The organism is Pedobacter sp. KACC 23697 (assembly GCF_045348445.1).
GTDB lineage: Bacteria > Bacteroidota > Bacteroidia > Sphingobacteriales > Sphingobacteriaceae > Pedobacter.
In genome coordinates this window covers 1,665,927-1,690,965 of record NZ_CP157485.1, presented here as the reverse complement: position 1 = coordinate 1,690,965, position 25,039 = coordinate 1,665,927, and the positions used below count along the sequence as shown (strand labels likewise).

Sequence of the window (25,039 nt, the reverse complement as noted above, 5' to 3'; positions counted from 1 at the left end):
TATTATCGGGCTACGAAGCAAGAGGAATGCAGAAATGAAAAATAGAACCAGTACCATACTCGCTCTCTGCCCAGATTTTACCCTGATGCAAATTTATAATCTCGGCACTGAGGTATAAACCTATCCCAAAACCCGAAATGGTTTTAGTCTGGAGACTTTCTACACGATAAAAACGGTCAAAAAGTTTTTCCAGGTCATGGGTCTTTATGCCAATGCCATGATCGGTTACAGAAACATATACTTCATTGCCCATAATTACCGACTGAACCCAAACCGCACTGTTTTGATCTGAATATTTTACAGCATTACTGATCAGATTGGAAACAACGGAACCAATTTTATCCTGATCTGCATAAATTAGTTTACGGTCTCCAGCTTCAAAATTAATCTGATTGGTGGGATATATCAATCCTAAATCTTCTACCACATCAGAAATCACTTTATCTAGATCAAAATACGATAGATTCAATTGAATTTTTCCTGATTCTAAACGCGATACATTTAAAAAAGAACTGATCAATGTACTCATTTTTCTGATCTGCTTTTGTACTTTAGCGAGTGTATTGACCACAAAAAGATCTGTTAAGCCCCGGCTCTGCAATAATTGTACGTAAGCGCTGATTGAAGTCAGGGGCGTTTTAAGCTCATGACTTACCATACTGATAAAATCATTTTTTTGCTGCTCTTCCTTTATGCTGATTAAAATCTGTTCCTGATCTAGTGCTTCACGTTGTAATTCAGTTTCTTTAATGGCATTTTTAGCTTTTACCATATCAGTAACATCACTTGCGGTATGAAGAATACAATACGGTATTCCTGATTCATCCTTAATGGGCCTGTATTCGTAAGTATAGTAGGCCGTCTGTAACTTACCCTCCCTCATCGTTTCCGCCGGGATCGCATCACCCTTATCTGTAATACCAGTTAGCAACACATTTTTTAGCATGTTGATAAATGGCTGCCCTTTTAATTCAGGCACTGCATCTTCCAGGGGTTTGCCGATAACGGACCGGTCTTTACCCCAAAAATCAATCATGGCATCATTTGCCATTTCAATGACAATATGCTCTGAAGTATATATGGCTGTGGCATTTTTTGATAAGAAAAGAACCTCTAAAAGCTGATCATTACTTAAAACCTTTGAATAACTTTCCATATCTACCGTAGAAATTAAAATTTGATTATTCTCATATTCTGAATAAATCAAATAAACTAAGTATCATACAAGTTAAACTTCATAAATGTTTGGCTAATCTCTTAAATTAATGATTTTTATCAATCTTTTCTTTGCGACAAAACTACTGTAAGTGATGGACTTGAAGTTGATTTAACAGGTGCTATTTTAACCGGGTTAAATTTTACTGCAGGATTTAGCTACAACTTTATGCGCTTCACCAACACACCTGATGTTACCGGGATAATTGAGGATGTTCGTTTGGTTGGCACAACTAAAAACACGGCTAACGCTACCTTATTCTATACGCTGCAGGACGGAGCAATAATGGGTTTAAAATTGGGTGCTTCTGCATTTTATACAGGCAAGTGCAATGGGGGCCGGAATGATACCAAGAATGCAACAAGCTTGAGGCTGATTCCGTTAAGCGCCTTTACCACATTCGACCTTTCGACAGGATATGACTGGAAAAAATTCTCGCTTCTGGCAAAAGTTTCTAGTCTTACCAATGCATTGAATTATTTTGTGCACGAAAATTACAGCGTAAATCCCATTGCCACACGCCAGTTTTTGACCACATTATCTTATAGATTCTAACGATAAACAGAGGTTATATCACCAAGCGGAAATTCTAGATATATGATGTCAAGCTCATCTTTCATTGAGCTTGACGTAATATCAAAATGCCGAAGATCCAGCCAGCAAACATAGCTAACCCGAACGGCCATAAAATACCAGCTATAAGGTAGACAACGAACAGTTGATCTTATAAAAAATTATACAATGATTAATATGGTACCTGATTTAGATAATTTAAAGTAATAGTGATATTCACTATGACGCTTTATTTTTTCAATTTCACATACCTTCCCGGACTTACCATATTCATCGGATAAAATATCACCAATTTTAATGTTGTCCAACTGGTTTATGTTAAGTGATGCTCTTTTAATTAGGGTAGTTTTTTTTTCCATAATGATTGCGTTTTTAAGCATTTACGCATTCAAAAATACTTTGGTTTCAATGGAACATAAATTACTTACTAATAAGTATCAAAAACACTTATTTATAGTGTTAATTATATTAAAACTATAATAATATCATACACTAAATATTTATTACTGAATAAGGCTTCCCCCTTTTAATTATTAACCATAATTAAAAAGGGGGAAATATCAATTCGTTTTGATGCAAAATCAATTGATTTAAATGACTTACGACTATTTAATTGTTTTCTGTTTACAATAAGGCTTCGAACAGCACGCTATTGGATTTTGACCAGAACCTCCTATCTAAATTTTTCTATATATCGTAATAAAATGCAAAAAAAATGCCTCCGGTTTATTGGAGGCGGGTTATTTATTCTGCGTCGTAAATGACAACCTTTTCAAAGTAAATTCTGAATTCATCTAAAAACGCTTTGTGCAATGGATGAACCTGATAAACATCATGCGCGGCCAAATCTTCAAATAATAAAAGCAGGCTAAAGGTATAAGAGGTATCTACAACAGCACGCTCAATGGGTGCTGGTATACCGATATGAAAAGTTTTAACAACTTCAATGTTTTCTAATGTTTGTAAGCTATTGCGAAAAGCAAATTTCTGCTCATCGGTGGTGTCGGCTTTTAGCCAGAATAAAACGTGGTGTGCTATCATTTTTATTTTTTTGCCAAATATAATGAAAGCATTAAAGAAGCCGGCCTTATCCAAAAACACTTTTAGCTTTATCTACCGCTTTTACTAAATCAATCCCTTTACCCAATACCCCTTTAAACAGATCACCTTCTGCTTTTAGGCGATCAATGGCATTAAAAATATTAAAATCTTTCATTTTTAAACCAGGTTTAACCTCATCCCAATGTAATGGCATTGATACCGTTGCACCAATTTTTGGACGTAGAGAATAAGGCCCGGCTATGGTTGCCCCTGGCCTGTTCTGTAAAAAATCGAGATACATTTTTCCTTTTCGGGCATTGATTATCCGCTCCAGAGAAGTATACTCCGGTAATTGATTATGCACCAGGTTAACCACTATTTTGGCGAACATCTGGCTTTGCTCGTAACTATATCTGGCATTTAACGGAATATAGATATGTATTCCGGTTGAACCTGATGTTTTACAATAACTGGGAACATCGATCGCATCCAATACCTTTTTAGTTTCCAATGCTGTCTGCACCACCTGATCGAAAGACTGTTTATCAGGATCTAAATCAATTACACAGTAATCGGGATGGTCAGGGCTTTGAATCCGGCTAAACCAAGGATTCATTTCTATACAGCCTAAACTGGCCATCCAAAGCAAAGAAGCTTCATCCTTTCCAACGAGGTATTCTTTTTTTTCACCTTCTCCGTTTTCGTAAGGGAAAGTTTCGGCCCAGTCAGGCGCCTTTCCCTTTACATCTTTCTGGTAAAAACTGGCACCATGTATGCCCCCCGGAAAGCGGTTAAGCGATTGCGGACGGTCTTTAAGGTAGGGCAAAATATATTCAGCAACCTGATAATAATAATTGAACATATCTCTTTTTGTCACCTTATCTTCCGGCCAGTATATTTTGCTCAGGTTGGTAAATTTAAGTTCATGGCCTTTAATTTTTCGTACCTGAGTTTCATCTTTCGGATTTAATAATGTTTTAGGAACTTTGCTTTCCGGTGCTTTTATTGCCTTTGCATGCGGGTTTTGCTTTTCATTATCATCAACAACTGTTTCTGTTTGCATTTCCACCTCTCTTACCACTTCTTTAGCTTTTTTATCTTCACGCATGCCTTTAAAAGAAGGATGACGGAAAACACCATCATCAGTTACTTCGGTAAAAGAAACTTCGCATACCAATTCGGGTTTTAACCAGGTGGCTTTTGCCTTTGGCGGATTGGGTCTGAAACGGGAAGGCTTATTTACATCCGGAATGCTTTTAAAAGGGCTCTTATCTACAATAATAGGCTTAAACTGCTCCATCATCGATTTTTGAAGCTTATCTGAAAATCCTGTACCCACTTTACCTACATATTGTAGTTCTCCTTTTTCGTAAACACCCAAAAGTAAAGAACTGAATGATTTAGTGGTATCAGCATTTTTGGTGAAGCCGGCAATAACAACTTCCTGCCGCTTATGTACCTTAATTTTAAGCCACTCCTTAGATCTAAAGTTACTACTATAGGTGCTATCTATTTTTTTTGCGATAATCCCTTCCAAACCCATTCTTTCGGCTGCATCAAAAAAATCAATTCCGCTGGCCTTAAAAACTTTCCCTAAACGTACCCGATCATCATTCGAAGGCAAAACGTCATTTAATATGGCCTGGCGCTGATTAAGCGGCAGCTCCATCAGGTTTTTACCTTCGTACCAAAGAATATCGAACACATAAAAAACAAGTTCGCCATCTGCTTCACTTCTCCAATTCTGAAGTGAACCAAAATTAGATACACCTCTGTTATTTAGCACCAAAATTTCGCCATCAAAAACCGCATTTATTTTCCAACCCGAAATCAGATCGTATATGGGATAAAATTTTCCGTTAAAAGATTTATTATTTCTTGATAACAAATCAATCTTTCCTTTATTCAGAAATGCCAGTGCACGATAACCATCCCATTTTACCTCATACTGCCAATCAGGATCATCAAAAGGTTCGTTAACCAGCGTAGCCAACATGGGTTTTATATCTTTAGGAATGGGCGTTTTAGGGGCTTTTTTAAGTATATTTTTAATATCAACCACTTCTTCTTCACCCACTGGTTTGATTTCCTTCTTTGCTTTTTGCTTGGAACTCTTTTTTTTCGTTTTTAAATCCTGCACTTTCCCTGCTTTCCAAACCTTGTCTGATGTTTTTTCCATCCGCTCGATTGTTTTACCGGAAAGCACAGATTTATCTTCTTTGGTAATATCTTTTGCAGAAGCATAATCATCTTTATGCTTGATTAACAGCCAGCCGTTTTCGCCCATGCCATTTGTTTTAACAAGCGCAAATTCGCCTTGAAGTTTTTCTCCATTTAGCCTGATTTTTAAAGAACCCTCTTTTAGTTGTTCTGATAAGTGTTTCTCCTGTGCTTTTTTACCCTTAATGGCCGCTATTGGCTCATAGGTACCTTCATCCCATACAATAACGGTTCCGCCACCATATTCTCCCTTTGGTATAACTCCCTCAAAATCTTTATAATCGTAGGGATGATCTTCTACCATCATAGCCAGTCGTTTAATTTTGGGGTCGGTTGATGGCCCTTTTGGCACAGCCCAGCTTTTTAGGACACCTTCCATTTCGAGTCTGAAATCGTAATGCAACCTCGAAGCATCATGTTTTTGAATGACAAAGTGTAATTTATTCCGATCGCTGCTTTTACCCGACTTCGGTTCAGCAGTTTTTGAGAAATCGCGTTTGGAAACATACTTTTTCAGACTCATAGATTAATATTTTACTTTTTCAAATAATCTTCGACTGCCCGGGCCGAGGCACCAACCGTTTCTACTGCAGCTTTCAGTTTATCTTTGCTCACACCAAATTTGTTAGACCAATAATCCAGCTCATAAGCTTCGTTAACATTGATCCTTGCGCGATCGGCATGATCTGTTTTTTGTTTATCATCCATAACTATTTTTTGATTAGATAGTGATAAAACAGCTCCATAACAAAAAAGGTTTTAACATCCGTTTTTGCAAACGGATATTAAAACCTAAAAAAATAAACATTTAAATTTAATCTATTAACGCAGCAACCATTTCTGGTTCTGTTTCTTCTGCAAAGGAAAGCCTATTATTGGTTGCACTATAAATCACCCTTAACCAAACCAGGAAATAAGGTAAGCTAATGACCGCTAAGGATAAAGGGTGTGATTTGGCAAATACCGGGAATAATAATAAGGGAAAATTGCATGTAATTACCAGTAAAACAGGTAACAGTACCTTTTTCATCAACTCATTCCTTTCTTTTACATACCATACACCTACGCCGATAATCGCAATGATAAAAGTACAGTCTTCGGCTCCTGTGCTAAATAATATTGGAAAAATCATTACTGATGACAGAATCATTAACTGGAATCTGCGTTTTTTAAAATGCGATATATTTATAAAAGGCAGAATAAACAATAAGGCACCAAGGCTTAGGAATAGAAAATTAGATATTTTCTTTTCATTAAAAAGCTCCCTGAAGAACCCCATAATAGAAATATCGATCCCTCCTCCTAAAACATTGACCATATTTTTATTCATTAAAGAGTTTTTCCAATCTACGTAACTGTGTACTACATAATCGGGAGAAGCGATCAGCATAGGCAGTAAGAATATTACCACAGACCATAAAACCAACCATAAGATAAAAGATGGCTTATTTTTAGCAAAAAAGAAAAAAACCAGACCAACAATGCCATATAATTTAATAAAGGTGCCTAATACGACAAAAAGTGCAGACCATATACCTCTATCTTTATCCAGCAGCGTATAACTTAATACCATTAATGCACCTGCGCCTGCATTGAACTGCTGGTTGAGCATAGATTCTATTAAACAGGGAATGGCAATATATCCTACAGCTATTTTTTGATCCTCGTTTAAAGGCAATGTTTGCACGGCCTTAAAAAGCAGAAAACAATTGAACAGATTCCATAACAATAATCCTATCCAGTTATGAAAAATTGCAAATGGGGCAATTAACACACTAAAAACCGGGCCATAATGATTGGCATCATCATGATAAGCCGGATAATTTGCATAAAGTGAACGCTCATGCAGTAGATTTCTAAATGTATTTTCAAAAATCAGGTAATTATTGTAACGGTTTGTGATCCATGAATCTATCACAAAAATCAGGGTAATCAATACCCAGAGAAATAATACAAACCGATTGTCCTGATAAAATTTACGACGTGGAGATAGACCTTGACCGGTAGTTAGAAAATAACTTAGCATTTGTAAAAATTATATTACAATACAATTATAAAAATGTAAATTGATAAAACCTAATATTTTATCAATGAAGTTTACACTTTTGAGTGATAATGCTGAAAGGAAAAAAATACCGTATAAAGCCTAATTATGCGTATAAGATTTGATTACACGGGATCTAAACCCTGGCCTGTTGAAAATTTAAACCTGCAAAATCTCCAATCATTATTTTTTCTGAGAATTTTGTGACAAAATACAAAAACCAAACCAATTACAATTCTGTTATTGATGGAATTACTAACCAAAATTTATAAGAATGGAATATCAAATAAATTCGATGAATTCGAGAAAAGAATTCGTTGATATTGCAGATGAGCAAGACCGCAACTATTGGGCCGGTAGATTGGGCATTAGCACTGAAAAGCTCAAATCAGCGGTAAAAGCATTGCATAGCATGGAATTCTCAAAGCTGAAAGAACATTTTATGATGGAAAAAATTAAATCTGGAAGTACCTATCAACGTTTCGTGAACCAATAATTGAGAGATGGATTTTAAAAATGAAATTAAAAATGCAGTAACGGTTGATCAACCGATTACCCAGTACAGCCATTTAAGTGATTTACCACCTGTTAAAAGCGTTTTAGACCAGAAAGTAAAAGGAAATAATTTAAGCCATCCGAAAGCAGGTATCAGAACTTTAACCGCGTTCTTTCACAAGAATGGTTTGTCTAAACTACTGTAAGTTACTTAATAAAATATTGGTATAAACTGTTTATTGCCGCACGACTGAAATCGGGCAAACCGTCTGTATAAGTTGCGTTTATTCCATTGGTGATAATCACGAACCCAAATTTTTCTTTAGGATTAAAGAACATCGTACTATGTAAACCGTAAGCTGAACCAGTATGGCCCTTTAGCTTAATTCCTGGTATAAGATGATCTGCAGTTCTAATGGCCAAGCCATAGCCTTCATCGGCAGTTATAGCCTCCTGCATTTTTTTCGCACTTTTCTTGCTGATTATTTTAACACCATCTGACGTGCCATAATTCATATGCATAATCATGTATTTAGCTAAATCATTAGCAGAAATTTTCATTCCGCCTGTAGGCGAAAAAACCGGCGTAGTATATCCCATCACGTAGTTGGCTATTTCTGTCCGCCTTGGTGCATAAGCACTTGAAGAAAGTGTGTAAGTTTTGCTATCATCATGATATTCGTACAGATTCACAAAACGTGTACTATCTAAAGAATCGACACAATAGCCCGCATAAAGTCCTAAAGGCTTTAGTATATGGTTTTTAATATAATTATCGAAACGTTCGCCCGATTGCTTCTCGATAATGGCACCAATCAGGTTAAAATTAAGATTACAATAATCAAATTTGCTTCCTGGCGCATCATCATTATAACATTTGGCCTGGTTTGGGTTTTTATCCGGGTTGATTACATCGAAATTTAAATATCCCTGCGAATCGTTTAAACTAGAGGTGTGAGATAAAGCCATTTTTAAAGTGATTTTCTGATCAGGAAATTTTGGATTTCTGATTTTAAATCCCACTAAATCTCCAAAATCATCATCAAGTGAAATTTTACCTGCCTCTACCAGCTGCATGATCGCTGTTGCAGAAAAAGATTTGGAAATTGAAGCAATCCTGAAAATATCCTGGTTGGTTAAGGGTTGTTGATGTGCTAAATCCTTTAAACCGAAAGAATGGTTATAAATTATCCGGCCATTTTTTACTACAGCTACGGAAGCGCCAACCGCACTATATTTTTCCATCACGGATTTAAAATCTGCTTCAGCTTTTTCCTGCTGTGCTTTTAACTGATATGTTATTCCAACAAGTAAAATAAGTGCAAACAGATGCTTAGGTAAAAGAATTTTCATGAGTTACAGAACTAAAGATAAATGATCAGACCAAACAAAGTTAACACGAAGTAGAAAATTTACTTCGCGTCGTTTACTTCGAGCCAATGTCCGTCGGGATCTTTAAAATAAATCTGTTTCACACCATCTACCCTAAGCGTAATCTCTTTTTCTTTTCCAGCCCAGTCTTCGAAACTGATATTTTTAGTGTTTAATTTCTTTATAAAATCATCAACCGACGGAACGCTGAAACACAAGTGTCCGTTTTTATCAAAAGTTTCATTTCCTTTTGCACCCTGAATGAGGTGAAGCTGTCCGGCCGGCCCTAAGGTAAACCAGGTATGCCTATTATCTTTAAAAGGTTCGGGAATTATTTTAAGGTTGAATACACTTTCGTAAAAACCAGTTGCTTTGCCCAGATCGGAAACATAAACAGCGATATGATTTAAAATAGCAGGTGTGTTTTCTGGTTTATTTTGCGCCATGGTTTTTTGAAAAATAAAGGAAAATAGTATAGCAGTGGTTAGCATGATTTGTTTCATCTTTAAATATCATACTTAAATACGAATAATGGTAATTAAAGTGCTTCCGTCATGGCTTATTTACAAACGCAATTATAGAAGTGGGCAGGAAAAGATCCTACGCTGCGCTACCATTGACATTATTTTGCAATTATTTATTAATGATCGACTTGCGGAACCTACACATTTCCGCGTAGCTAGGCCGCAGCACCGCATCTCCGTTCTGCTTAAATCCGGCCTAACAAATTTTTCGGGCTCCACTGACAAAGCCATCCCACTGACTTCAAAAGAAAATGGCGCAGCCTTCATGAATGCAGCTGAATAATGCAAAAACGAATGAATAAATTTTCAGCCGGTGTTTTATTAATAGTTGTCTGCTTTTTTATTTGTATTAATGAGCTCGGCAAAAGCCTCGGTTTTGTTTCTTTTTGACATCAAAAAGAAAGAGCCCTTCGGCGGCGGCGGACCTGTACCGATTTTTCATCGGTAGCCGAGGCAAGGCTTTGCCCTAAGGCAAAAAAATAAATGTATACGCCATTCAAATTGATTTTTATCCAATAAATTATTCCTCAGAATGACACGTTTTAATAAAAAAAGGTCTTAGCGATACGCTAAGACCAGTAGGTTCCTGTTTTGAAAAATGAAGTTGTTGCTAAAATCAGCAATGATGTAAAAAAGATATCTCTCTACCTCCTATCATAGCCAGCATCTATTAACACGCTCGTTATCCGATAGCCAGATCCCGCGAACGCGTGAAACACGAAGTGGTCAGCGAAGCTCATCTTAAATCACTTGCATTACGATTCCCAATCAAGTTGGGAATGACAATCTCTATAGAGATATACCTACTTAAAATTTATCTGTCAAGCATATTGATTTTTATCCCATAAATTATCTTTCAGAATGACAATGCTAATTCGCTAAACTTTCAAATTCTTCTTCAGTCAATTCAATTTCTGCAGCTTCTAAGTTTTCTTTTAAATGCTCTACAGATTTTGTTCCGGGGATCAAAAGGATATTGGATGATCTTTTTAATAACCAGGCCAAAGCAATCTGGGCAGTTGTAGCTTTATGTTTTTCGGCTATCGCTTTAATCTTATCGGCGAGTTTATGCGGACCGGAAGCTAATGGGAACCATGGAATAAAGGCTAAACCTTGTTCTGCTGTAAAGTCTAAAACACTTTCCCATTGTCTGTTACCAAGGTTATATAAATTTTGTACGGAAACTACCGGAAGAATGTCCTGCACTTGTTTAATCTGGTCGATAGATACTTCTGATAAACCTACATTTTTGATTTTACCCTCTTTTACGGCTTCAGCTACAGGCGCCAAAGTTTTGGCCACATCAACATGAGGATCTATACGGTGCAGTTGCCATAAATCAATCGAATCTACTTTTAAACGTTGTAAGCTGCCTTCAATATCCTGTCTAATCTTTTCAGGTGTTCCATTAGGCACCCAATTGTTTGGACCTGGACGGTCAAAACCGCCTTTAGTGGCAATAAAAACATCTTTTTGAAAAGGTGATAAGGCATCAGCAATAAGCGATTCGTTAAACTTAGGTCCGTAAGCCTCTGCAGTATCGATAAAATTAACGCCATTTGCTACTGCTTCGCGCAAAACGGTTATTGCATTATCCCGATCTTCCACCTCACCAAAAACACCGTTCCCGGTTAATTGCATTGCGCCATAGCCTAAACGGTTAACTTCTAATTCGCCAAATTTAAATGTTGTTTTTCCCATTTTATTTCAGATATGATGATAAATTCTACGATTAAAATAACCACACGCTAATGGCATTGTTTGCCAAAATAATTTTATGATAAATAAATGAGAGAAGTAATTCCTGGATATAGGTTACTCTGTCTTCCCTTGTTTTAAAAAAGATGAACTTGAGGAGACGCTGCGACAAGAAATTGTGCATCAGTTACCATCTGACACCACTGATAAGAGAAACGAAGGGGCCTGCCGGCAATTTTTCATGCAAGTAATCCTTATTGTAAAGATTGTTTTCCCGAAAGCCAGGACAGGTTGTCGGCTGAAAAATACTTTCGAAATGTACATACCGAAAGGTATTCAACATGGATAAAAGGCATTAGAAAAGATAAAGATTCTTCGTTTCACTAGCATTGACGTTAATTCATAATTACTTATTAATGAATGTATTTTGGCATCATGCATTTCCGTATAGCTAGGCCATATCACCATATCACCGTTCTACTTCAATCCGGCCTAATAAATTTTTCGGACTGCACTGTTCCAGCCATACTACTGCCTTCAAAAGAAAACGGCGCAGCCCTCATGAATACCGTTGAAAACTATATCAATTAATGAATAAATTTTCAGCCGGCATTTTATTAATGGTTGTCTGCTTTTTTTATTTGTATTAATGAACTCGGCAAAAGCCTCGGTTTTGTTACTTTTTGATGCCAAAAAGTAAGAGCCCTTCGGCGGCGGCGCACCTGTACCGATTTTTCATCGGTAGCTGAGGCGAGACTTGTGCAAAAGAAAAAACGTCACTCATATTGATTTTAATACCATAAATTATTTCTCAGAATGACAGACAAAAAAGGCTGCTCCGGGTTTGGAACAGCCTTACAGAATATAAGGATTATTTAACTTTACTATGCTTCACTTTTCTTCATGCTTATTGCCCGCCTATTTCCAGCCGCCGCCAAGTGCCTGATAAATATCAACTACAGCATTTAACTGCTGTTTTTTGGTTTCGATCAATTCTAATTTCGATTGTAAAGCATCACGCTGTGTCATCAATACCTCAAAATAGTCTGCCCGGGCAGCTTTAAACAAGTCGTTCGAAATATCGATAGATTGTGTAAGTGCTGTGACCTGTTTTGATTTGAGATCGTAGCTTTTTTGCAGGTTGCTGATTTTCGATAACTGGTTGGCTACTTCAATGTAACCATTTAGAATGGCTTTTTCATAATCAAAAACAGCCTGTAATTGTTTGGCATTTGCAGAAGAATACTCCGCCTTAATGGCGTTTCTATTGATCAGCGGTCCGGCAAGATCCCCTGCCAAAGAGTAGATCAGAGATTCTGGCGTTCTCAATAAATAGGAAGGATTAAATGCCTGGTAACCTATTGCAGCAGAAATCCCCAATGATGGATAAAACTGTGCCTTAGCAACTTTAACATCCAATTTAGCAGCGGCAAGCTCGTATTCTGCCTGTTTAATATCGGGACGGTTGGCCAACAGTTGGGCTGGCAAGCCTGTGTGTACCGTTGCCGGTACCAGATCGGTAAAACCAGATTTATCCCTGAGAATGGGCTGAGGGAAACGGCCCAGCAGAAAATTAATTTTATTTTCATTCTCAATAATATCCTGTTGAATATCGAATTCCAAACTTTTAGAACTTAATACCTCTGCTTCGAATTTACGTACAGCAAGTTCATTAACTCTTGTAGCCTGTTTCTGGATTTTCATCAACTCCAGCGCGTTGCTTTGAAGTTCGATATTTTTTCTCACTGTTTCCAGCTGGTTATCAGATGCCAGTAACTCATAATATGAATTTGCGACTTCAGCAATTAAATTGGTGATCACAAAATTCTTACCTTCTACCGTTGAAAGGTAATGGTTAATGGCTGCCTTTTTAGCATTACGCAGTTTATGCCAGATGTCTGCTTCCCAATTGGCTTGCAGACCAAAGTGATAATCAGGCAATTTTTCTGGCACAAGTTTGCCAGGTGTAATTTCTGTTGAAGCATCACCTGCACCTGAACTGGTGTAACGGCCAACTTTATCCAATCCTGCCCCCACACCATAGGTTACGCTAGGCAAAAGCTCTCCTTTTTTTGCCTTTATTTCGTTTTTGGCTATTTCAATGTCCTGAAGGGTAATATTCAGTTCCTGATTATTCTTCAGGGCGGTGTCGATCAGGTTAATCAGGTTAGGATCGGTAAAAAAGTTACGCCACTGTATGCTGGCAGAACTTACCGTATCTTGGGAGCCATTAAAGCTCACAGGTGTATTTTTATTTTCGGCACGTTGTGCTACTTCCGGTAGCTTACAGGCGGTATATGCAGCGCATATCAATACCAGTCCAAGGCCTTTATATAAATTATTCTTAAACATTATTCTCAATTTCTTCAGTTAACGGATGTTCTTCCTCAATGTTGATGAGCTTGTGTTTTGCTGCAATTGATCCGAATATATAATATAACCCGGGGATCACAATTACCCCGAAAATTGTACCGAAAAGCATACCTCCGGCAGCAGCCGAACCAATGGTACGGTTACCGATTTTACCTGGTCCGGTTGCAATCATCAACGGAATCAGACCAGCGATAAAAGCAAAAGAGGTCATCAAAATCGGGCGGAAACGCACGCTCGCCCCTTCCATTGCCGCCTTTAGCACCGATGCTCCCTGACTTTGGCGCTGCGTAGCAAACTCCACAATCAGCACCGCATTCTTGCCGAGTAAACCTATGAGCATGACCATAGCCACCTGCGAATAGATATTATTCTCTAATCCCAGTAATTTCAAGAACAGGAAAGCTCCAAAAATACCTGCTGGTAATGATAATATTACCGATAAAGGCAAGATGAAACTTTCGTATTGTGCAGCCAATACCAGGTATACGAAACCTAAACAGATCAGGAAAATATAAATGGCACCATTGCCCCTTGATACCTGATCCTTTGAGATACCTGCCCAGTCGATACCGAAACCCCTTGGCAAGGTTTTCTGCGCCACCTCTGTAATGGCCTGAATAGCCTGACCGGAACTATAACCCGGCGCTGCCTGTCCGCTGATTTCAGAAGCATTGTACATATTGTGACGGGTAATCTCCGACAGCCCATAAACCCTTCTCATTTTGATAAAGGCCGAGAAAGGTACCATTTCATCACGGCTATTTTTAACCGAAAGTTTCAAGATATCTTCTGGTAAAGCACGATATTGAGGTAATGCCTGTACAATTACCCTATACTGGCGATCGTACTTGATAAAGCTGGTTTCATAATCACTCCCCACAAAAGTAGACAGGGTATTCATCGCATTATCAATGCTTACGCCCTTTTGTTGTGCTATATCGTTATCAACATCCAACATGTACTGAGGGAAACTGGCACTATAGAAGGTAAATACAGATGATAATTCTTTGCGTTTGTTCAGCTCGCGTACAAAATCATTGGCAACAGTTTCCATTTTTTTGTAATCACCACTACCGGCTTTATCCAGTAACCGGAGTTCGAAGCCGCCTGCAGCACCATAACCCGGAACCGCTGGTGGCTGGAAAAATTCGATCGTTGCACCAGGTATCGATTTTGATTTTTGTTCTAATTCTTCGATAACTTCCTGTGCAGAGTGTTTCCGTTCGCTCCAATCTTTAAGGTTGATCAAACAGGTACCCGAATTAGATCCAGTACCTTCACTAAGGATTTCGTATCCGGCCAAAGATGAAACCGATTTAACGCCATCAATATCTTCGCACATTTTCTGAAGTTTCTCTGCAATCTGATCCGTACGCTCTAGTGTAGAGCCCGGAGGGGTTTGGATAATGGCATAAACCATACCCTGATCTTCGTTAGGAATAAAACCTGAAGGCACACTCCCACTAAGTGCCCAAACACCCAGGCAAAAGGCCACCAATACACCAAAAGTTAATAATCTACGGCTCACCACCCGGCTTAATACAAATTCATATTTGCCAGATAATTTAGCGAAACCACGGTTGAAACCATCGAGAAAACGATCAATCAGTGTTTTCTTTTTAGCGGTACCATGGTTGTTTTTTAGCATAATGGCACACAATGCAGGCGTAAGCGTTAAAGCCACAATACCCGAAAGAATAATTGCCGTTGCCATGGTGATGGAGAATTGACGGTAAAAAATACCCACAGGACCCGACATAAACGCTACCGGAATAAATACGGAGGCCATTAAGAAAGTAATAGCGATAATGGCGCCACCGATCTCTTTCATGGCTTGCTGTGTAGCCTTTAGTACTGATAGATGCCGGTCCAGCTCCATCTTAGCGTGCACCGCCTCAATTACCACGATCGCATCATCCACTACCACACCAATGGCAAGTACCAATGCAAACAGAGTAATTAAATTGAGTGTAATGCCAAAGAACTGCATAAATACGAACGTTCCGATTAAAGATACAGGTACAGCAATGGCTGGAATAAGTGTTGAACGCCAGTCGCCCAAGAATAGGAATACCACCAAACCTACCAGAATAAAGGCCTCTACCAAGGTATGGATTACCTTCTCGATAGATGCATCAAGGAATTTGGAAACGTCATAACTGATCTCGTAATCTAAACCTTTTGGAAAAGATGCGGCCTTAATTTCGGCCATTTTAGCCTTAACATCTTTAATAACCTGGCTGGCATTACTACCATATGATTGCTTTAAAACAATAGCAGCTGATGCTCTTCCGTTTAAAGTGGAATATAAATTATAAGCTGAAGCACTAAAATCTACATCGGCTACATCTTTTAAGTGGAGTAACTCGCCATCAGGCGTAGCCCTTACCACAATATTTTCGTAGCCTTCTTTGGTATTGAAGCGCCCTGAATACTTCAGTACATATTCGAAAGCCTGCGAGCGTTTACCAGAACTCTCTCCTGTTTTACCGGGTGAGGCCTCTAAACTTTGCTCTTCAAGGGCTTTCATTACTTCATCAACCGAGATTTTATAAGCCTGCATACGATCGGGTTTTAACCAGATCCGCATGGCATAGTCCCTATCACCCAAAATATCGGCAAACCCTACGCCATCAACCCTCTTAAGCTCAGAAAGCAGGTTGATATCGGCATAGTTGTACAGAAAATTCTGGTTCATTTTCGGATCTTTGCTATACAGGTTGATATACATCAACATGTTTGGCTCTTCACGTGTGATTTTTACCCCCTCGCGGATTACCAAAGGCGGAAGTTTATTAGTTACGGCAGCTACACGGTTTTGTACGTTAAGTGAAGCCTGATTGGGATCGGTACCGAGGTTAAATACCACCTGTACCGATGCCTCACCATCATTACCGGCATTAGATGCAATATATTTCATGCCAGGTACACCATTGAGTGCACGCTCAAGCGGAATCACTACAGATTTAATCAACAATTCGTTATTCGCTCCCGGATAATCAGCAGTTATATTTACTTTGGGAGGCGATATGGTTGGAAATTGTGTAACAGGCAGGTAGCTAATGGCCAACACCCCTAAAAACACAATAACCAGTGATATTACGATAGAAAGGACAGGCCTTTGTATGAATTTACTAAACATAAATTAAGTATAGAGGGTTTAGATTATTCTGTTTTCAATCTCAATTGTTTCAACACTTCTTGAGGTTGCTGGAATTTAAAGGCAATTTTATCATCATCCTTAACTTTCTGTACACCTTCAAGCAAAATCTTATCATCAACGTTAATACCGTCGCCTACAATGTATAAGTCAGGCAAATCTCCGGCAATGGTAATGGCCCTGGAGTGTACTTTATTGTTTTTATCAACCACAAAAACATAGGTTTTGTCTTGTATATCATAAGTGGCTTTTTGCGGAATAATGATGGCATTTTTTAAAGGAACAACCATATGTACCTTTCCAGTTTCACCATTTCTGAGCAGGTTATCGCTATTGTTAAACCTTGCCCTGAAAGCAATATTTCCGGTTTCGTTATCAAATTCGCTTTCAATAACTTCTACTTTACCTTTCGCTTTAAGAAATTCGCCATTTGCCAATAATAAGCTTACTTCTTGCTGGCTTTTTGCTTTTGCAGCACTCTGATAATTTAAATATTCCGGTTCTGATACGTTGAAGTAGGCAAAAACCTGGCTGTTATCTGAAAGGCTGGTTAACAGAGCACCCTCATCAACCAAACTCCCTAATTTTAAAGGAATGCGGTCAATGGTACCATCAAATGGCGCCCTGATTTCTGTGTTAGAGAGGTGGAATTTGGCCAAAGAGGTTTCGGCATTTGCAGATTGCAGTTTGGCTTTGGCCATCGCCAGCTCATTTTTGGAAACAATATTTTTATCGGAAAGTAATTTAGTGTTTTCCAATTCAATTTGCGCCGATTTAGTTTCAGCCTGCGCCTTTAGCAATTCAGATTGTGCGGCTTTAGGCATAATCTTAAACAACAGCTGGCCTGCCTTTACATGCTGACCTTCATCTACATAAATATTTTGGAGATAACCCTTTTCCTGGGCCCTGACTTCGATGTTGCGAACAGATTTGATCTGCGAAACATACTCTTTGGTAAAGGAAGTATCCATCCTTAGGGGGCTGGTAACTGCATAAGTAGCTACTTCTTCTTTTTCTTCTTTCTTCGAGGTGCAACTGGTTACGTAAAGCAAAGTAAACAAGCTTAAGCACATGAGAACTCTTTTCATTTTTTTGGAGTGGTTTTTAATCTGATTTATTTTTTTCTCTAATTAGTTTCCCTCGGCAACCATGTTATTATGAAAAGCTGTCTACAACCGGTTTATAGATACTTTTTGATTTCAATAAATTATGGTTACGCAATGATTTAATTCGAAAGCGAAATAAGTACAGTTTTATGAAGTTATAATGAAGTTGAAATTCAGACCTGGATAGAAAAAATGGTGTTTAAAAACGTAAGGCGAAGATTTTAAACTATAGTTTAAATGAGTTTACGGGCTGTAAACACCTTGCGTTCAATGAAAATGATTTATTTTAAGAACGTTTTTTTTGTTTTTAATGACAGATGTCTACGTCCTGTAGCATTTGAGTGCAAAGGATGATCTAGATAAATCCAGAAACAAATTGATATTTATATTATAATTACTGCTAATGATAGAAGTATATCCTTAACATTTACACAACAATGTACTTACATTACAGCATTATTTTTGCCAACACAAAACCAGCCATTTTTTGTTTATTAATCAGATTAAAACGGTACAATATGGAAAACGAAATACAATCTGAAAGGGACATCCAATGTGAATTCCTCAATATTTTTAAATTTATATGGGCAGCTTGCGGCATTGCTCCTTTAGGCGAAACGCCCAGTAATCCAGAAACAGAAAGCGCTAATCCTTAATTAAAATAAATGAAATTCGGATGATTGTTACTTACCTAAAAGTAAAGTATAGCAGCATTTATATCTTCCAGTATGTAACGTCAGTTTAATACCCTTATTTCTTTTTTTTGGGTTTGGGATCTGGAAGTTCGGCAACTGTGATATCCAATAGCTTTTTTAACCAGTCTTGGTCTTCCAGCTGCTCTTCAATTAGAAATTGATTTTTTGAGCCAGGATAAGGCGGTGCTTCTACCACATCTATGATATATGCTCTTCCGGATGAAGTGGGCTTTACAAACAATTTATTGTCGCATACCAATGCAAATAATTTATCATCAAAATATAATCCGTATTCACCAAACATCTTTTTAAAGGTTACACGACCGGAATAATTAAACTGATCGATTATAAAATCTACGAATTTCTGATCTGATGCCATTTTTTGAATTGTTTTAATTTGAACCTGATTATGATTAAAGCTAATATTAAATATCCATGATATTGCCAAACCCGGCTATCAGGTTTATTTCCATTATGATTTGCAATAATACGTTTAATCCCTAAATTTGCGGCCCAAACAGACAGTTGCTTTTTAAAGTAATGTGTGTTAACATTTAAAAAGAATAAAATGGAAGAGAACGATTTTGTTTCCATCTGGCTGGAAGAAACCGGAAATCCTGCAATTGAGAAACTAGCACAGCTAAACCTTGATGTTGCCCACAAAACCACAGCACTACTTGCGGTAAATGGTTCGACGGAAAACGACCTTGCTTCCATTTTGGATATTAATCCGGATGAAATTAAAAGGTGGTTAAACGGCAGGCACGTTTTCAGTATTAAAACCATTAACGAAATCAATACAGCACTGACTGAAATTGCCTTGAATACTCAGTAACAGGCCAACCCGTTCCTTAAACGTAGCATTGCCGGCTAAGGTAAAGTGCAAGACCAACATTAAAATTTCTTTACTTCTCTGCTGTAGTTTCGCTGAAGTTGACCATTTTAATTTTACTCACATTTTTTTTCTCCAAGGCCTTTCCAGCATAATTGGGTTTATTGGTACCCCATATTACATTGCTGTTCTGTAAGCTGATATAACCGGTATTTTCAAAATAAAATCCCGCAATATCACTTTTAACAAGCCCTTCAACATGGCTAGGCCTGCGGTCATATACTCCACCTGTTTCTTTTGTTGTTTTATCGAGATGAACACTCACCTGGTCAAAGTAGATTTCGGAAATTTTATCCGGACTTTCTCCACTAACATAAACTCCGCTTTCTCCGGTACACCTGATATTACTAAAATAAATATTTTTTACCTCACCCACCTTACCCTTGGTTTGTCCCTTTGGTAAACGCCAGCCCGCGTCTTTATTATTGCTGGTTGCCCGTGGATAAGCGGTAATATAAATCGGCTCTGCCTTGCCCCACCATACATCAGAGAAGAGCTTCGATTCGATAAACAGGTTAGAGAAAATTACGTTATCTACGGTCCCCTCATCACGGTTTTGAATTCCGATACCGCGGTTGCTCTTTCTGATATTGCAATTATTGATCAGTACATTACTGATCCGGTCCATATTTTCAGAACCTATTTTAATGGCACATGAGCTAGACGTCATCGTACAGTTACTGATTACAATATTTTCGCAGGCGCCATATTCTTCAAATTCACGCCTGTTTTTTAAGCAGATACAGTCATCACCAGATTCAATAAAACAATTGGTAATCCGTACATTTTTACTATGATCCAGGTCAATGCCGTCACTATTACGGATTTTTATACTGTTCAGCAACGTGATATTCGATATTGAAACATCGTTACAGCCTACCAAATGAACCGTCCAGTAAGCCGAATTCTGAAACGTGACCCCATCTATATTCAGTTTATTACAACCGATTAGCGTAAGCAGATGCGGCCTTGGATCTACCACGTTAAAGGGTTTTAAAACATAGGAGTCGTTCAACTCCTCACCCATGAACGAAATCCCATTTCCATCTATTACCCCTGCCCCCGTAATACTTACCTGCTCAAGCTTCTCTCCTCCAATCCAGATGGTACCTTCGCCCTTATTTTCTCTAAAAGCACTTTGCGTATATAGTTTTTCATCAGGGCTGGCCAGGAGTTTTGCACCACCTTCTACCCTTAAATCAACAAAAGATTTTAAGTTAAAAGGACCGGTCAAAAATATGTGCCCGGCGGGAACAATTACCTGTCCGCCCCCTGCAGCTGAACAGGCATTAATGGCTTTCTGAATGGCAACAGCATCGTTTGTTTTGCCGTCGCCAACCGCACCATAGTTTTTAATATTATATAATTTATTTTGGGCCATCCCGCTGAAAGAAATCAGCAGTGCAAAAAAAAGTAAAATTCTAATCTTCATTTTCAAATCGTTATAAAAAAATATATTTAGTTATTTTAAGCAGTCTCATTTACCAAAAAACAGTATAAAGTGCTGCAAGAATACCACAGATCATCACCGAAGCAATGGTAAATGCAGGTGTAACCTTAAACATGCTGCTATCAATTTCAAGCCCCTGTGGGTTATCTTTACTTTTCGGATCGGTTAATGTGACCAGAACCATCAATCCCATTATAATCATAAATACCCACGACATCCTGTTTAAGAAAGGAATCGGTTCTATTGCGCCACTGGTTAAGGTTGGCAGGAATTTAAAAAGAGTAGATAATGGAATGGTTAATAATGAGGCGGTAAGCGCTGCGCGGGAGGTGGTTCTCTTCCAGAAAAAGCCGAGTAAAAAGATGGCAAAAACACCGGGCGAGATAAAACCAACATATTCCTGAATAAACTGATAAACCTGATCAAAACTCCGCAATGCTGGCGCAATAACGATAGCGATTAATGAGGCAACAACTACCGACCAGCGACCAACTGAAACCAATCGCGTTTCAGAAGCTTCCGGTTTGATAAATTTCTTATAAATATCCAGCGTAAAGATGGTGGCAATGCTATTGCATTTCCCGGCTAGTGAGGCTACGATAGCAGCCGTAAGCGCAGCAAAAGCCAGTCCTTTTATTCCCGCCGGCAATAAACTCATGAGTACAGGATAGGCATGATCGGGTTTAACCGTTCCGGCTGCATCAAGCATTTCGGAGTGAAAATATCCCCTTTGATACAATACATAGGCGGCAATACCTGGGATGACAACAATTACCGGAATAAGTAATTTTAAAAACGCGGCAAATATTAATCCACTACGTCCGGTTTTCAAATCTGCACCCAGCGCCCTTTGTACAATATACTGGTTACAGCCCCAGTAATTTAAATTATTGATCCACAAGCCACCTACCAATACGGCAATACCGGGCAATTCGTTGTAAAATTTATCACCTTTAGCAAAAATCATATGAAAATGATCAGATGCTTCGCTGCGTAACAAAGGAAGCGAGGCTAAAACACTTGGAGCATCCAATTTGTCTGCCACAAGTTTAAGCGCCATATAACAGGTTATCAATCCACCGGCTACTAACACAAAAACCTGTATGACATCGGTATAACCAATTACTTTCATTCCGCCCAGGGTAATAATGGCAGAAAAAATAGCCAGAAAAATGATGCAGATATTAAATGGAATGCCTGTAATCGTTTCAATCGCGATGGCACCAAGAAAGAAAATAGAAGTTAAATTAACAAATACATAAACGAGCAACCAAAAAACCGCCATTAATGTACTTACCGTATTATTGTATCGGTTAGACAAAAACTGTGGCATGGTGTAAATTTTATTCTTAATGTAAATGGGCAAAAAGAATATGGCTACAATAATAAGCGTGGCAGCAGCCATCCATTCGTAACTGGCAATGGCAAGCCCCATGGCAAAACCCGAACCCGACATGCCGATAAAATGTTCTGCAGAAATATTAGAAGCAATAATTGAAGCACCAATTGCCCACCAGGTGAGCGAACCTTCTGCCAGGAAATAATCTTTGGTATCGGTACGTTTTTTTTTCTTGCTCCGGTAAACCCAATAGCCATATGCCGAGACAATTACAAAATATATTAAAAAAATAACATAGTCGAATGCAGACAAATGATTCATGAGACTTATACATTTGGTTTTTTTAAAAGTCAGAAAAAATCCCAACGATGAACGTTTAATTCAATTATTTAATTACGTAAACGTTTTCGCGGAACAGGAGGTAAAAACACAAATTTTCAGCTTTAACAGCCTGTAGATTGACGTTTGGTGAGTACCGATTTCAGGATGATATTCTGTTCATCATCCAGTTGTTTATTGTTAAGGATTTTGAACAGGCATTTTGCCGCTTCGCGCCCAATTTCGAAGGCAGGCTGTGAAATTGTGGTAAGCGAAGGATTTAGGAGTTTGGCTGTGCTCAAATTAGAAAAACTGAGCATTTTAACATCATCCGGAATGCGTAAATTCATTTCCCTACAGGCACAATAAGCGGGGATGATAAACTCTTCAATAGAAGAAAAAAGTGCATCAGGCTTATACTTCTCAAGTAATTCTTTAATCTGCTGCATGTTAAATTCTTCGTCATCCTGATATTTAACAATAAGTTGCTCGGAAGCCGCTATTCCATGCGCTTTTAATGCATCGAGATAACCGGCAAACCTCGACTTGCCTGCCGGAAGGTTTTCGAGCCCAAATAAATAGGCAATTTTGGTACAGCCACACTCAATTAAATGTTCAGTGGCCTGAAAAGCAATTTCATAATCATCAGTAGTTACTTTAACCGCATCGAGGTCTTCATAAACCCGATCGAAAAAAACCAAAGGAATTTTCTTCACCAGATTGGCATAATATTCACTATTGTATTCACTGCTTGATACTGAAGTAAGAATACCATCTACCCGTCCGTTTAACAAACTGTTTGTAAATGCTTTTTCTGCTTCTATATTTTCATGGGTTTGATATATGAGCACATGATAACCATACTGCCGGGCAATTTCTTCAATTCCCATTATAGATAGGGAGAAAAAATTATTCGCTACGCAGGGTATAACTACGGCTATTGTCTTGGTTTTGTTGCTGCGTAGGTTACTCGCCGCCGGATTTGGGGTATAATTCAGTTCCTTGGCCAGGGTCCATACCCTGTTTTTGGTTTTTAAACTGATTTCATAGCTGTCGTTGAGCGCCTTAGAAACGGTTGCGATAGAAATATTCAATTCCTGAGCCAACCGTTTAATATTAACTGCTTCCCCCATGTTATTTATTTGTTTTGTTAGTTTTTAAGGTCTGAGCAGCGACTATCGCTAAAATTGCGATAGGAGAACCCTTTCCTTTTCTTCATCAGCAGCGCTTTCAAAAACAGCAGATCCAATGGTTATACGATATAACCATTAAAATGGATGTTCTGAATAAGTTAGCCGATAGGACACCAAATATCTTTTCCTGTTGGAATAATATCTGGCAGCGAACGAAAATATAAAATAATCGTAACATCACCCTTCATTATTTTTCTTTTGCCAGTTTATTTAACGTACATGCGTACATAGCACGATCATCAAAAATATTAAAAAATCTTAACTATCTCAATTTAAACACTTTAATTCTTATTTTTTAAATTAAAATAAGATTTTACGTAATCGTTTAAGTAAATAAAATTGGTAAAAAATAAAATTTTAAGCTTTCAAAAACTCAACTTTAACCCAACAACCAGCAAAAATTTTCATACAAATCAATTTCTAACCTTATGAAAACAACGAGTCAACCTTTAAATGATAATCAAAATCCTTTGCAAAATCTTGATCAATGGGAAGAAGATATCTTAACCCGCTATCCGGATCCCAACAGCATCAATGCTGATAAAAAAGAAGAGCAGTTCAGAAATTACGAAGAAACGGAAAAGGACAGTGTAAAAGAATTTTACAGGCTAAATCATACCCATCAAACATACGATTTCGTAAAGCAGAAAAAAGCAGATTACTTAAAGTTCGACAAGCAAGAGATGCCCATCTGGAGTGCATTTGATTTCCTGAATAAGTTAGTGGATGATTCTGATCCCGATACCGATTTAGACCAGATGCAGCACCTGTTGCAAACATCTGAGGCCATCAGAAACGACGGACACCCTGATTGGATGGTGTTGGTTGGTTTAATCCACGATATGGGTAAAGTGCTTTGTTTATTCGGAGAGCCGCAATGGGCAGTAGTGGGCGATACTTTCCCCGTAGGTTGTGCTTATTCTGATAAAATTGTTTATCCGGAGTTTTTTAGTCAGAATCCTGACTACAACAATGAAATTTATCAAACCAAATTAGGTGTTTATACTCAAAATTGCGGTTTGGACAAAGTAGATATGTCTTGGGGACACGACGAATATGTGTACCACATGATGAAACCATACCTGCCAGAACCGGGTTTGTATATGCTCCGTTACCATTCTTTTTATTCGCAGCACAGGGAAAATGCATACGATCACCTGATGAATGAAAAGGATCATGAAATGTTTAAATGGGTTAACCTGTTTAATCCTTATGATTTATATTCCAAAAACCCCAATCAGAAAAGCTGGGCAGAACTAGAGCCATATTACAAGGCACTGGTGGCTAAATATTTACCGGCTAACATTAAATTTTAAATTCTATCTCCAAAC

The 25,039-nt window shown here is 38.1% G+C and carries 22 protein-coding genes; 7 read left to right on the top strand and 15 right to left on the bottom strand.

Translation table 11 applies throughout. The features are described from left to right. Window positions 1–10 precede the first annotated feature (10 nt). Window positions 11–1,156, bottom strand: coding sequence for an ATP-binding protein (locus ABEG20_RS06415; protein ID WP_406826557.1), 1,146 nt, complete (start codon window positions 1,154–1,156; stop codon window positions 11–13). A gap of 228 nt (window positions 1,157–1,384) precedes the next feature. Between ABEG20_RS06415 and ABEG20_RS06410 the strand changes: the two genes are divergently transcribed. Further along, entirely contained in the window at window positions 1,385–1,771 is a 387-nt protein-coding gene (locus ABEG20_RS06410; protein WP_406826556.1) for a hypothetical protein, read from the top strand. Window positions 1,772–2,533: 762 nt separating this feature from the next. Here the strand turns inward: ABEG20_RS06410 and ABEG20_RS06405 are convergent. The 4 genes from ABEG20_RS06405 to ABEG20_RS06390 all read right to left on the bottom strand — a co-directional run bounded on the left by ABEG20_RS06405 (window position 2,534) and on the right by ABEG20_RS06390 (window position 7,076). Continuing rightward, window positions 2,534–2,830, bottom strand: coding sequence for a Dabb family protein (locus ABEG20_RS06405; protein WP_406826555.1), 297 nt, complete (start codon window positions 2,828–2,830; stop codon window positions 2,534–2,536). A gap of 46 nt (window positions 2,831–2,876) precedes the next feature. Continuing rightward, window positions 2,877–5,573 (bottom strand): DNA ligase D, encoded by a 2,697-nt coding sequence (gene ligD, locus ABEG20_RS06400; RefSeq protein WP_406826554.1) that lies wholly within the window; start codon window positions 5,571–5,573, stop codon window positions 2,877–2,879. Between the two features lie 11 nt (window positions 5,574–5,584). Beyond that, window positions 5,585–5,758: a DUF3606 domain-containing protein gene (locus ABEG20_RS06395; protein WP_406826553.1), complete on the bottom strand. Its 174-nt coding sequence runs from the start codon at window positions 5,756–5,758 to the stop codon at window positions 5,585–5,587. 106 nt (window positions 5,759–5,864) lie between these two features. Further along, the gene (locus ABEG20_RS06390; protein ID WP_406826552.1) at window positions 5,865–7,076 is read right to left on the bottom strand and encodes a glycosyltransferase family 87 protein; all 1,212 of its coding nucleotides are present in this window, start codon (window positions 7,074–7,076) and stop codon (window positions 5,865–5,867) included. Window positions 7,077–7,368: 292 nt separating this feature from the next. Here ABEG20_RS06390 and ABEG20_RS06385 point away from each other — a divergent pair, with 292 nt between their 5' ends. Together ABEG20_RS06385 and ABEG20_RS06380 are read left to right on the top strand one after the other, a co-directional pair. Continuing rightward, window positions 7,369–7,590 carry a DUF3606 domain-containing protein gene (locus tag ABEG20_RS06385; protein WP_406826551.1) on the top strand — a complete coding sequence of 74 codons (222 nt, stop codon included), beginning with the start codon at window positions 7,369–7,371 and terminating at the stop codon, window positions 7,588–7,590. 7 nt (window positions 7,591–7,597) lie between these two features. Next, the gene (locus tag ABEG20_RS06380) at window positions 7,598–7,795 is read left to right on the top strand and encodes a hypothetical protein (protein ID WP_406826550.1); all 198 of its coding nucleotides are present in this window, start codon (window positions 7,598–7,600) and stop codon (window positions 7,793–7,795) included. 1 nt (window position 7,796) lies between these two features. Here ABEG20_RS06380 and ABEG20_RS06375 read toward each other — a convergent pair whose 3' ends face one another. Together ABEG20_RS06375 and ABEG20_RS06370 are read right to left on the bottom strand one after the other, a co-directional pair. Continuing rightward, complete coding sequence (locus ABEG20_RS06375; RefSeq protein ID WP_406826549.1) at window positions 7,797–8,942, bottom strand: serine hydrolase domain-containing protein; 1,146 nt, start codon at window positions 8,940–8,942, stop codon at window positions 7,797–7,799. A gap of 59 nt (window positions 8,943–9,001) precedes the next feature. Next, window positions 9,002–9,463, bottom strand: coding sequence for a VOC family protein (locus ABEG20_RS06370; RefSeq protein WP_406826548.1), 462 nt, complete (start codon window positions 9,461–9,463; stop codon window positions 9,002–9,004). A 28-nt stretch (window positions 9,464–9,491) separates the two neighbouring features. Between ABEG20_RS06370 and ABEG20_RS06365 the strand changes: the two genes are divergently transcribed. Beyond that, window positions 9,492–9,767, top strand: coding sequence for a hypothetical protein (locus tag ABEG20_RS06365; protein WP_406826547.1), 276 nt, complete (start codon window positions 9,492–9,494; stop codon window positions 9,765–9,767). 587 nt (window positions 9,768–10,354) lie between these two features. Here ABEG20_RS06365 and ABEG20_RS06360 read toward each other — a convergent pair. From ABEG20_RS06360 to ABEG20_RS06345, 4 genes are all read right to left on the bottom strand, one after another. Further along, window positions 10,355–11,185: an aldo/keto reductase gene (locus ABEG20_RS06360; protein ID WP_406826546.1), complete on the bottom strand. Its 831-nt coding sequence runs from the start codon at window positions 11,183–11,185 to the stop codon at window positions 10,355–10,357. Between the two features lie 915 nt (window positions 11,186–12,100). Next, complete coding sequence (locus tag ABEG20_RS06355) at window positions 12,101–13,534, bottom strand: TolC family protein (RefSeq protein WP_406826545.1); 1,434 nt, start codon at window positions 13,532–13,534, stop codon at window positions 12,101–12,103. Further along, on the bottom strand, window positions 13,527–16,697 hold the full coding sequence (locus ABEG20_RS06350) for an efflux RND transporter permease subunit (protein WP_406826544.1): 3,171 nt from the start codon (window positions 16,695–16,697) through the stop codon (window positions 13,527–13,529). Before ABEG20_RS06350 ends, ABEG20_RS06355 begins: the two co-directional genes overlap by 8 nt. Before the next feature lie 23 nt (window positions 16,698–16,720). After that, window positions 16,721–17,803, bottom strand: coding sequence for an efflux RND transporter periplasmic adaptor subunit (locus tag ABEG20_RS06345; protein ID WP_406826543.1), 1,083 nt, complete (start codon window positions 17,801–17,803; stop codon window positions 16,721–16,723). Window positions 17,804–18,339: 536 nt separating this feature from the next. Between ABEG20_RS06345 and ABEG20_RS06340 the strand changes: the two genes are divergently transcribed. Next, complete coding sequence (locus tag ABEG20_RS06340; protein WP_406826542.1) at window positions 18,340–18,477, top strand: hypothetical protein; 138 nt, start codon at window positions 18,340–18,342, stop codon at window positions 18,475–18,477. Window positions 18,478–18,571: 94 nt separating this feature from the next. Here the strand turns inward: ABEG20_RS06340 and ABEG20_RS06335 are convergent, their stop codons facing one another. Beyond that, window positions 18,572–18,895: a TfoX/Sxy family protein gene (locus tag ABEG20_RS06335; protein ID WP_406826541.1), complete on the bottom strand. Its 324-nt coding sequence runs from the start codon at window positions 18,893–18,895 to the stop codon at window positions 18,572–18,574. Window positions 18,896–19,084: 189 nt separating this feature from the next. Between ABEG20_RS06335 and ABEG20_RS06330 the strand changes: the two genes are divergently transcribed. Further along, on the top strand, window positions 19,085–19,351 hold the full coding sequence (locus ABEG20_RS06330) for a hypothetical protein (RefSeq protein WP_406826540.1): 267 nt from the start codon (window positions 19,085–19,087) through the stop codon (window positions 19,349–19,351). Window positions 19,352–19,421: 70 nt separating this feature from the next. Here the strand turns inward: ABEG20_RS06330 and ABEG20_RS06325 are convergent, their stop codons facing one another. From ABEG20_RS06325 to ABEG20_RS06315, 3 genes are all read right to left on the bottom strand, one after another. Further along, window positions 19,422–20,840, bottom strand: a complete 1,419-nt coding sequence (locus ABEG20_RS06325; RefSeq protein WP_406826539.1) for a glycoside hydrolase family 28 protein — start codon at window positions 20,838–20,840, stop codon at window positions 19,422–19,424. Between the two features lie 49 nt (window positions 20,841–20,889). Then, window positions 20,890–22,518, bottom strand: a complete 1,629-nt coding sequence (locus tag ABEG20_RS06320; protein ID WP_406826538.1) for a sodium/sugar symporter — start codon at window positions 22,516–22,518, stop codon at window positions 20,890–20,892. A gap of 122 nt (window positions 22,519–22,640) precedes the next feature. Further along, window positions 22,641–23,648, bottom strand: a complete 1,008-nt coding sequence (locus ABEG20_RS06315; RefSeq protein ID WP_406826537.1) for a LacI family DNA-binding transcriptional regulator — start codon at window positions 23,646–23,648, stop codon at window positions 22,641–22,643. A gap of 488 nt (window positions 23,649–24,136) precedes the next feature. On the opposite strand from ABEG20_RS06315, the gene ABEG20_RS06310 reads away from it, so the two are divergent. After that, entirely contained in the window at window positions 24,137–25,024 is an 888-nt protein-coding gene (locus ABEG20_RS06310; protein WP_406826536.1) for an inositol oxygenase family protein, read from the top strand. Window positions 25,025–25,039 lie beyond the last annotated feature (15 nt).